We start from the raw sequence: 11187 nt of genomic DNA, 5'->3' as shown, positions 1-11187 counted from the left end.
TGAAATAATCCCAAAGGATTTCAACTTAAAGTTGATACAGCCAAATATCTTGAACGATTCGGCACCCTTTGAGGAGTTGATGAATTATACCATAAGAATACAAAATGAACAATAAACACTACAATAGTATACTGCTAAGCAATAATATTATCCCTAAAAATGATAGGGAAAAAGAGATAGCTCTCAATCTTATCGCACAAAAAGAGAAGTTTATTTTGGAAGATGCAGTTAATGCACTTATTTATAACAGGACAATCCTTCCAGAAGATGGTAAATATACCCTTAAACAATATATTGATGAAGTTAATAAGATAACAAATCAATACTACTTTATGTATATACAAATTAGTCAATTTGAAGCCTTTTTAAGAACTTACATAAATCATAAAATGATTAAAGCATATGGTAATAAATGGCATCAACACTCTATAATGCAGGATTTAACTGAGTTTCAAACGAAAATAATGAAACAAATAAATAAACCATCCAAAGCATTAAATAGTATCTCTTTTGGGACATTAGAACTGGTGTATCTCAATGGTTCAAGGTTTGGAAATGTGTTTCAAGCAAAGCTTCATACTGCTGCTATCTTAACAAAAGATGGTAAGCCTAAGTATCATAACAAAGGTTTAGTGAAAGGACTGTTTTCAATAGTTAGAAATGCTCGTAACGATATATGCCATCATAGAAGAATAGGTGAAAGCATTAAATCAAATCCAAAATATTCAAAAAAGAAGATGTCTCGCTCTGATGTAATAAAATCGCTCAATGACTTAAAAATACTCTTGGGCTATAATGATCAATTTGATGTCAAGTCAGTACATTTAGAATATAATAAATTTTAGGAGAACCAACTATGAACAAATCAGCACTTAAAAAATTCGCCACATCTATGAGACTTGAACTTATCTCTATGATTAAGACTAAGATAGATTATTTACTTTCAGATGCTTACAAAGAGAACTTAGCAGTTTATAACACCAACAAGGCTCACATACAACTGATAGAAGAGAGATACTCAAAGGATAGTGAAGATTTCATAGAAGAAGTTGCTTATACTTGGTTCAACCGTCTTGTGGCTCTTAGGTTTATGGATGTTAATGAGATAACTTCAAGTTCAGTTATATCTACATCTGATGAACAACCAATACCTCAAATGTTTATAGAAGCTAAGTCTGGAACGATAGAAGATACTCTAAATCTAAACAGAGAGCTGTTTTTTGACCTCATAGATAAAAAGGTGTCTGGTGTAAAAGATAGTGATAATGAAGCTTATAAAATGCTCTTTATCTCCACTTGTAATGAGTATGCAAACCTTATGTCATCTATGTTTGAAAAGATTAGTGATTATACAGAGCTACTACTTCCAGAAGATATGTTAAGTCCTAACTCCATCAGAGCAAAAGTTGTAAGCTCTATGAGTGAAGAGGATTGTCAAGATATAGAAGTGATTGGTTGGTTGTATCAGTTCTACATCTCAGAGAAAAAAGATGATGTATTTGTAATGCTCAAAAAGAACAAAAAAATCACACCAAGTAATATACCAGCAGCAACACAACTCTTTACACCTCACTGGATAGTGAAGTATATGGTTGAAAACTCTCTTGGTAAATTGTGGATGCTAAATAATCCAACTTCAAACCTAAAAGAGTATATGAAATACTATATAGAAAATGAAGAAGAAACAAGTACATTTATAAAAGTAAGCTCACCAGAGGAGATAACTTTTTTAGACCCTTGTTGTGGTAGTGGTCATACACTTACTTATGCTTTTGATCTACTAACAAAAATCTATGAGGAGGAAGGCTACAACAAAAGTGAAATCCCATCTCTCATACTCCAAAATAATCTATTTGGTTGCGATATAGACAAAAGAGCTTCTGTATTGGCTAATTTTGCTCTAACTATGAAAGCAAGACAGTATCATAAAAGATTTTTCAAAAAAGATGTAAAACCAAACATAGTTGAGCTTGAAGATTATGCAAGTGATGAGTTTGCAGGGATTAAAAACTTTGGTTCTCTTTTAGTTCCTTATAGTGATAGTTCATTTGATGATGGTATCTTTGGTCAATCTACAAGAGAGTATGAGATACAAAAGAAGATACTCTCATCTGAGTTTCATTGTGTAGTTACAAACCCTCCGTATATGGGTTCAAAGGGTATGAACAAAGAGCTTAGTGATTTTGTGAAGAAAAGATACCCAGATAGTAAGTCTGATTTGTTTGCAGTTTTTATGGAGAGAACATTAGAGCTTACAAAACCTCACGGTTTTATGAGTATGATAAATCAACACTCTTGGATGTTCCTGAGTAGCTATGAGAAACTTAGAATTAAAATCATTGAAAAGCAGAGAATAGACACTATGGTTCATTTGGGTGCAAGAGCATTTGAAGAGATTGGTGGAGAAGTTGTTCAGAGTGTAGCTTTTGTTTTGGAGAAAAATAAATAATGCCTAAGGATATTCTTTCTCTTAATTTTCAAGAGGCAAAAGACTTTTTATTAAAGCAAGAAAGCTATATTACAACTAACTTACCTAAATACTTTGAATTTAATAATTTACTTTTGGAACTATCTAAAGAATTGAAACAAGAAAAGTTTATTAAGTTTGCCAATCCTAATGAAAACCCTAAAAACTATGAAGATATAAACTATAAGTTATTAACTAATAAAAATGGGAAGCATGATTGGAGACCGATACAATTAATTCATCCCGTAATATATGTATCTTTAGTAAATCAAATTACAAAAGAAGAAAATTGGAAAAAAATAAAGGATAGGTTTCTTCAAATAAAAAAAAGAAGTATTGTTGAATGTATGAGCCTACCAATCGTTTCTGAAACAAAACAATCTTCAAAAAAAGAACAAATATTATTTTGGTGGGAGAATATAGAACAAAAATCTTTAGAATTAAGTCTTGAATTTAGTTCTATATATCATACAGACATCAGTGATTGCTATGGGTCTATATATACTCATTCAATTCCTTGGGCAATTCATTCAAAAAATAACATCAAATATAATTGGACTAAAAAATCAAAAAAATATTTTATTGGTAATGATATTGATATACATATACAAGCAATGTCCAATAGTCAAACAAATGGTATTCCTCAAGGTAGTATTCTTATGGATTTTATTGCAGAAATAGTCTTGAGCTATGCTGACCTACTTCTAAGTGTTAAATTAAAGAATAAATACAATAAAAGTGATTTTAGAATATTAAGATATAGGGATGATTATAGAATATTTGTAAATAATCCAAACATAGCAGATGAAATCATAAAAAATTTAACAGAAGTATTAATAGAATTAGGATTGAAACTAAATTCTCATAAAACATTTATGTCAAATGATATAATAGGTGCTTCAATTAAACCTGATAAACTTGATTGGATGAGTAGAGGTAAAAAATCTATATCAGTTCAAAAACAACTTTTGGTATTACATCAATTTTCTAATAAACATCCAAATTCAGGAACATTAGAAAAAGAACTTCAAAATATTCTTGTTAATATTAATATAATGACAAGAGATAAAACTATAAAAAAAGTTTTAATTAATTTCAAATATACAATAAAAAAAAGAGTTCTTACTATTGAAGATTATCAATACCATTTTGATAAATTATGTAAAATTAACATTAAGAAGAAAAAGAATTTTATAGAAAAAAACAATATAAATGTTTTAATTAGTATAGTTGTCAATATAGCTTTTCATAATCCAAAAGCTTATACTATTTCTATTGCAATTATTAATAAATTATTTACTTTAATTGAGGATAAGAGTGTTATTGAAATCGCTGAGAAAACAATAATGAAATTTCAAACTATCCCCAATACTGGTTATATGGAGATATGGCTTCAACGGTCAATAATTAAATTAGACTATCAAAAATTACAATTAAAAGAAAAAATGTGTAGATTAGTTAATGGAGAAGATATTAAGTTATGGAACAATTGTTGGCTACAAGCAAATATTGTTGAAATTTTCAATAAAAATAAAATTGTAAATCATAGTTCAATTCAAAATACACCTGAAATAATAGATATAAATGATATTTCTTTTTCGGTATATGATGGGCAATAATAATGGAGAATAAAATGGCAACATACATAAGACTAACAGACTACAAAAGTAGTGATGAAAAAGAGCAAGAGTTTTTTAATCCTGAAAATAGATATAAAGCTAAACAAGAAGATTTTTCTAATATCCCAGGAAATTATATTGCTTATTGGTTAAGTGATACTGTAATTAATCATTTTTCAAAAAATATTTTTTTAGGTAATGAAGTTATTACAAGAGAAGGAATGGCAACTGCTGATAATGATAGATTTCTAAGATATTGGAATGAAGCTAATTTTAATGATATAGGTTTCAACTTACAAACGATAGATGAAGCAAATAAATCACATAAAAGGTGGTTCCCATACAACAAAGGGGGAGAATTTAGAAAATGGTATGGAAACAATGAATATCTTGTTGATTGGCAGAATGATGGATATGGAGTAAAAAATAATATTGACCAAAAAACTGGACGACTTAGGTCTCATAATTATAATGGTGAATTTGCTTTTCAAAAAGGAATGACTTGGGCAGCACTGAGTAGTTCTAAGATTTCTGTAAGATTTTCTAATTATGGTTTTATGTTTGATTCAAAAGGGGCAATGGGTTTCAGTGATAAAAATATAGAATACTTTATTGCATTGATTAATAGCTGTGTTGGTATGAAGTTTTTAGAAATTTTAGCTCCAACTGTGGATTTTAAGGTTGGGGACATAATTAAAATACCTTTAATTAAGCACAAAGAAGAAATAATAAATACAATAGTGAAAACTAATATTTCTATTGCAAAACAAGAATGGGACAGTAGAGAAATATCGTGGGACTTCACAAAGAATGAACTCATAAAACATAAAAATGACAGTAAAATAGAAACAGCATACTCAAACTACTGTGACTATTGGAGGGAGAAGTTTAACACACTACATCAAAATGAAGAAGAACTAAACAAACTCTTCATAGATATATATGAGCTACAAGATGAACTTACACCAGATGTAGAACTAAAAGATATAACGATACTCAAAAATGAAACTAAGATAATAGATAATGAGTTAGTATTTCAAGCAGATGAGATTATGAAGCAGTTTATCTCTTATGGTGTTGGTGTGATGTTCGGTAGATACTCACTTGATAGTGATGGACTATTGATTGCAAATATTGGTCAAGAAGTGCCACCATCTACTACATTTGAAATAGATGATGACAATGTTATCCCCGTGCTTGAAGATGACTACTTCAAAGACGATATAGCTTCAAGATTTGTGCAGTTTGTCAAAGCTACATTTGGAGAAGAAGATTTAAGTGAGAACATTAGGTTTATAGAAAACTCACTTGGAACAACTCTAAGAAAGTATTTTGTAAAAGGTTTCTATGAAGACCACCTAAAAAGATACAAAAAAAGACCAATCTATTGGATGGTAGCATCTCCAAAAAAAGGCTTTATGAGTTTAATCTATATGCACAGATATGAAGCAGATACATTTGCAAGAGTAAGAAACTCTTACTTAACAGAATACATAGCAAAGCTTGAAGCACACAAAGAAACGCTAACTCTTACAACCTCGTCAGATACAGCATCTAATGCCGATAAAAAATCAGCAGATAAACAAATGAAAGCTATAGATGCAAAACTAAAAGAGATTATAGAGTTTGATAGAGATAAAATGATGCACTTTGCTCAAAATCCAACAGAGATAGACTTAGATGATGGAGTTAAGGTAAATTATTGTAAATTTAGGGATATACTTTATCCTATAACAGGGCTTTGTAAATGAAAACACTTTATATAATTGCAGGTGCAAATGGGAGTGGAAAAACGACCTTTGCTATGAATTTTGCACAGCTTCAAAACTTAAAATTTATAAATGCAGATGAAATTGCAAAAGAGTATGATCCAAATGATATTCAAAAGTATAAGATGAAAGCTGGGAAAAAGTTTTTTGAAGAGTTGTATGTCTCGTTAGATGAGGAGAACTCTTTTATCATCGAGACAACACTATCTGGTAAGTATCTTATTAAAATAATAGCTAAGGCAAAACACCAAGGATTTAAAATATCTTTGATATATCTATTTTTAGAAACAAATACTGAAAATATTTATCGTGTTAAAAATAGAGTCTTAAAAGGTGGGCACAATGTTCCTGCGGAAGATATTGCAAGACGATATTATAGAAGTAGAAAATTGTTTCAAAATATATACAAAGATTTGTGTGATGAGTGGATGTTATTTTTTAATGGCGATGATAATTTTGAGTTAGTTGAAAATCAAGATGAACTCTATGATGAAGAGTTAAAAAATCTATTTTTAGAAGGTGGAGAAAATGAGTAATTTGGAAATGATGATAATTAAAATTGGTAAAAAAGCAGTTAAAGATGCTCAAAAAGATAGCTTTAAAAAAGGAATAGCGAATGTTTATAGTAAAAATAAACAGCTATTTTTTCAGTTACCAGATGGAACGATAACTCAGGATATACCAAAAGAGTATAAAAAATAATATGATAGATATACAACAAAGATTAAAAACAATCTTCCAAAAAGAGAGATTGGTGTTTTGGTATGATGATAATGGTGCTTTAAAAAATGAGTTTGAAGTAATAAAGTTAGATGATGTAACTAAACTTGAAATAGATAACAATGAGTTTGGCATAAAACGACAAGTATTGAGTTTGCAAAAAAATGATAAATTTCTTATATATTCTCCTATTAAACCCCCTAAAGATGAGGATAATTGGCTACTTGATTTGAACATCGCTAACTATATGTTTAGTGCAGATAAAATAAGTCTAATTTTACAAAATCTTGGTCTTGATGTCAGTTTCAAAGAGTTTGTAAGTCAGTTTGATAAGTTTTTTAACTCTAAAACTCATTTAAATACCCTTAAAACTTTGCTTAATGATAAAGAGAGTCAAGATAGCCTTGCACTTAAGATAATGGCTACAAGCATATCGTGTGATGATAATATAGATAGTATTATGCTAAAACTATTCTCTAATGACAAGCACTTTGAAACATTAAGCAAATATAACCTTACAGATGAATTTTTTAAAGCTGTTAAAACTAAATACTCTTATGATGGAGACAGTGTTAAAGATTTATTACATAAACTCTTTCAAAATCATTTTTATTACTCACTTGACAAAAGCAAAAGCATACTAAACTCTGATGCAAGAATTTTTGTTAAAAGTTGGATGGATAGCAGCAAACACAAAGATAGTTTTGAACAAATCTCAAAAGAGATTAGTGAGGAATTAAATATTGGTAATATTATTATTGATATAGATATTTCAAAAATAATCTCTTGCGATACTTATGAAAAGTGCGACCAAGTAGTTATATCGCATTTACTTAGCAAGTTAAATAGTAACAGTATTAATTCTTCTGAAATGGCTAAAATTATTAATATTAGAGAGCATACATTTTGGTTTAAGAACTATAAAAATATTTATAAGGCACTTCTTAGTGCTTCACTACTCTTTGACTTTGTAAAAGATACCAAACTTACTATGAAAAGTTTTCAAGATGGGATAAATGAGTATTCTACTCATTGGTATAAAGCAGATAGATATTATAGAGATTACTCTATACATTCAAGCAAAGCTGAACACCTTGAACTATTAAAGCCTCTTAACTCTAAGGTAGAAGATGTTTATTTAAACTCTTATTTAAGAGAGTTAAATGACAACTGGCAAAGTTTCGCCCAAACTTATTCTACCACTTCAGCAATTGCACATCAACAACAGTTTTATAACACTAAAGTGCAACCATACTTACAAAGGAAAAACAAAGTATTTGTCATTATCTCTGATGCTTTGCGTTATGAGTGTGGAGTCGAACTAACTTCACAAATTTTAGCAGAGAACAAAAAGAAAGATAGATTTAGTGCAACTTGTAATAGCATGCTAAGTTCGTTACCATCATATACACAGCTTGGAATGGCAAGTCTATTACCTCATAAAGAGTTATCTATAAAAAATAAAAATGATATTGTATTTGTAGATGACAAATCATCATCTGGGATAGCCAATAGAGATAAAATACTAAAATCATACGATGAAAATGCAATGGCTATTGGTTATGAAGATTTCTTAAAATATAAAAGAGATGAAGGTAGAGAGTTAGTAAAAAATGCAAGTGTTGTTTATATCTACCATGATGAGATTGATAAAATGGGAGAAAAAAACGAAATAAAAACATTTGATGCAGTGCAAAGTACATTTAAGAGCATTATTAAAATCATTAAGCAAATTTCTAACTTTAATGGATCAAATATATTAATCACAAGTGATCACGGTTTTCTTTATACCAACCAAGCAACTGCTGATAGTGAATTTTGCAAGGTTGAGATACAAAATGCTATAAAAATAAATAGAAGGTTTATTATTGGTAAAAATTTGGAAGATGGAACTTGTGTGGCTAAATATAGCGGTGATAATTTAGGTATTAGTGGAGATAATGAGTATCTGATACCAAAGTCAATCAGTAAAATAAGAGTTCAAGGTGGAGGCAATCGTTTTATACACGGTGGAGCTTCACTTCAAGAGTTGGTAATACCACTCATCGAGGTTAATATTAAAAAAGGCAAATCATCAAATATTAAAGATGTAAATGTAGATATTATACCGATGAGAAATATATCTACCAATACTGTTAATGTATCGCTCTACCAATCAGAAGTAGTTGATGATAAGACTAAACCGATAACACTTAAAATATCATTTCAAAGTCTTGATGGTGTATTGCTCTCTGATGAGTTCAAGCATACCTTTAACTCTACTGAACAGTATGATACAAATAGAGAAACAAGATTTAAGATGACTTTCAAGCAGAACATAAATGAGTATAATAACCAGAACATTAAACTTGTAACGAAAAAAGTTCTTGAGGGAAGTAGTGAAACTCCAATATATAAAGAGTTTGAAGTGAAGTTAGCATTATCATTTTTCAATGATTTTGATGATGATTTTTAGGGGTTAATATGGATTTGAATAGCAAACTAAATGAAGAGTTTATAGGTAAAGTAGTAAGAAAAGATTTGACAAAAAGCATTAAAGAGGGAGCAAATGTTCCTATTTATGTATTAGAGTATTTGCTTGGTATGTATTGTGCAACTGATAATGAAGAGCTCATACAAGAAGGTGTTGCCAAGGTTAAATATATACTTGCTAAAAACTATGTAAGACCAGATGAGAAAGAGGTTGTCAAATCTCGTATAAAAGAGAAAGGTCGTTATAAAGTTATAGATAAAGTCTCTGTAAAGCTCAATGAAAAAGATGATGTGTATGAAGCAGAGTTCTCTAACCTTGGTATTAAAAAAATAGTTATCAATGAAGAGTATGTAAAAAAATACCAAAAGTTACTTGCAGGTGGTATATGGGTCATAGTTACTCTTGAATACTACTATGATGAAAATGCCAAAGGTGCATCTCCTTTTCATATACAAGACCTAAAACCCATTCAAATGCCAAATATGGATATGGAAGAGTTTCAAGCCCAAAGAGGTAAATTCACTAATGATGAATGGATGGATATAATTATAAGAAGCTCTGGAATGGAGCCAACTAATTTTGAGATAAATACTAAATGGCACTTATTAGCTCGTTTAATCCCATTTGTAGAGAACAACTACAATATGTGTGAGCTTGGACCAAGAGGAACGGGTAAATCATTTGTATATAAAGAGATTTCGCCTAACTCCATACTTGTAAGTGGTGGTCAAACTACTGTTGCGAATCTCTTTTATAATATGAGTAGTAGAACTATTGGTCTTGTTGGTAATTGGGATATTGTAGCATTTGATGAAGTAGCAGGAATTAACTTCAAAGATAAAGATGGCATACAAATAATGAAAGATTATATGGAAAGTGGTTCATTTGCAAGGGGTAAAGAGCAAAAACAAGCCAAAGCTTCATTTGTGTTTGTTGGAAATATTGATGGAAGTATAGAGAACATCATAAAAACTTCTCACTTGCTCTCTCCATTTCCAAAAGAGATGATAGATACTGCATTTTTTGACCGTTTTCACAACTATCTCCCAGGGTGGGAAATCCCTAAGATGAGAACAGAGTTTTTCACTAATGAGTATGGGTTCATTACGGACTTTATGGCAGAGTGGATGAGAGAGCTTCAAAAGATGAACTACTCCAATGCTATTGATAAGTATTTTAAGCTTGGTAAGGACTTGAACCAAAGAGACAGCCGTGCTGTTAAAAAAACTGTAAGTGGTCTTCTAAAACTTATGCACCCAAATGGTGTATATGATAAAGAAGATGTAAGAGTGGCATTAGAATATGCACTTGTTGGTAGAAGACGCATAAAAGAGCAACTGAAAAAGATAGGTGGCATGGAATTTTACGATGTAAATTTCTCTTATATTGATATAGAAGATGATAGTGAGATAAGAGTAGCCGTTCCCGAAAGTGGTGGAAATGCACTTATTCCAGATGGACAACTTCCAAATGGTTCATTATATACTGTTTCATACAATCCAGATAACGGTCATAAAGGTCTGTTTAGATTAGACTTGCAAGTAATGGCAGGTGGTGGAAAACTTGATACTACTGGATTTAGTGGAACAGCTATAAAAGAAGAGATAAAAGAAGCTGCAAACTATATACAAGCAAATTTACATCGTGTGTCACTGGGTGTTAAATATAAAGATTTTGATTATCACTTAAAAGCAAGTGACCTTAACGGTGTAGGTAAAGCAAAAGATATTGAGTTAGCCATATTTGTATCTTTATGTAGTGGTGTTCTTGAAAAACCATTACTATCTCAAATGGTAGTTCTTGGCAGTATGAATATTGGTGGAACAATTACAGGTACAGAAAGTCTTCCAGATGCTCTACAAATTGCAAGTGATAGTGGAGCAAAGAAAATACTACTTCCTGCTGTTGATATGACACAAATGGCGAAAGTCCCACCAGAGTTAATGAGTAAGTTTCAACTTATTATTTACTCAGACCCAATTGATGCAGTGTTTAAGGCTGTTGGGGTGGAGTAATGGAAGGTTATTTCATGCATTAAAAAAAAGTGGTTAGTAGGGAAAGTTTTGTAAAAAAATATACATTCAATTGTAAATTCATCTTTGAATTTAAAATATGAGTATATACTTATTTCTATTTTAG

General features: G+C 30.3%; 8 protein-coding genes. All 8 read left to right on the top strand.

The features are described from left to right. The first annotated feature begins 104 nt into the window (after nucleotides 1–104). Genes FJR45_RS09730 through brxL form a run of 8 tightly spaced genes read left to right on the top strand, consistent with a single transcriptional unit; the run spans nucleotide 105 to nucleotide 11063 of the window. Nucleotides 105–845 carry a hypothetical protein gene (locus FJR45_RS09730; RefSeq protein ID WP_193150355.1) on the top strand — a complete coding sequence of 247 codons (741 nt, stop codon included), beginning with the start codon at nucleotides 105–107 and terminating at the stop codon, nucleotides 843–845. 11 nt (nucleotides 846–856) lie between these two features. Beyond that, entirely contained in the window at nucleotides 857–2449 is a 1593-nt protein-coding gene (locus FJR45_RS09725) for an Eco57I restriction-modification methylase domain-containing protein (protein ID WP_193150354.1), read from the top strand. After that, on the top strand, nucleotides 2449–4086 hold the full coding sequence (locus tag FJR45_RS09720) for an RNA-directed DNA polymerase (RefSeq protein WP_193150353.1): 1638 nt from the start codon (nucleotides 2449–2451) through the stop codon (nucleotides 4084–4086). The genes FJR45_RS09725 and FJR45_RS09720 overlap by 1 nt, the downstream gene beginning before the upstream one ends. A gap of 14 nt (nucleotides 4087–4100) precedes the next feature. After that, nucleotides 4101–5837, top strand: a complete 1737-nt coding sequence (gene pglX / locus FJR45_RS09715) for a BREX-1 system adenine-specific DNA-methyltransferase PglX (RefSeq protein WP_193150352.1) — start codon at nucleotides 4101–4103, stop codon at nucleotides 5835–5837. Beyond that, nucleotides 5834–6391: an ATPase gene (locus tag FJR45_RS09710; protein ID WP_193150351.1), complete on the top strand. Its 558-nt coding sequence runs from the start codon at nucleotides 5834–5836 to the stop codon at nucleotides 6389–6391. The genes pglX and FJR45_RS09710 overlap by 4 nt, the downstream gene beginning before the upstream one ends. Then, nucleotides 6384–6557 (top strand): hypothetical protein, encoded by a 174-nt coding sequence (locus tag FJR45_RS09705; RefSeq protein ID WP_193150350.1) that lies wholly within the window; start codon nucleotides 6384–6386, stop codon nucleotides 6555–6557. The genes FJR45_RS09710 and FJR45_RS09705 overlap by 8 nt, the downstream gene beginning before the upstream one ends. Nucleotide 6558: 1 nt before the next feature. Further along, nucleotides 6559–9030: a BREX-1 system phosphatase PglZ type A gene (gene pglZ, locus FJR45_RS09700; protein ID WP_193150349.1), complete on the top strand. Its 2472-nt coding sequence runs from the start codon at nucleotides 6559–6561 to the stop codon at nucleotides 9028–9030. A gap of 8 nt (nucleotides 9031–9038) precedes the next feature. Then, the gene (brxL, locus tag FJR45_RS09695) at nucleotides 9039–11063 is read left to right on the top strand and encodes a protease Lon-related BREX system protein BrxL (protein ID WP_193150348.1); all 2025 of its coding nucleotides are present in this window, start codon (nucleotides 9039–9041) and stop codon (nucleotides 11061–11063) included. The last annotated feature ends 124 nt before the right edge of the window (nucleotides 11064–11187 follow it).

Origin of the sequence: Sulfurimonas sediminis (genome assembly GCF_014905115.1) — a bacterium.
Taxonomy (GTDB): Bacteria; Campylobacterota; Campylobacteria; order Campylobacterales; family Sulfurimonadaceae; genus Sulfurimonas; species Sulfurimonas sediminis.
This window is presented reverse-complemented; position numbering and strand designations above follow the sequence as displayed.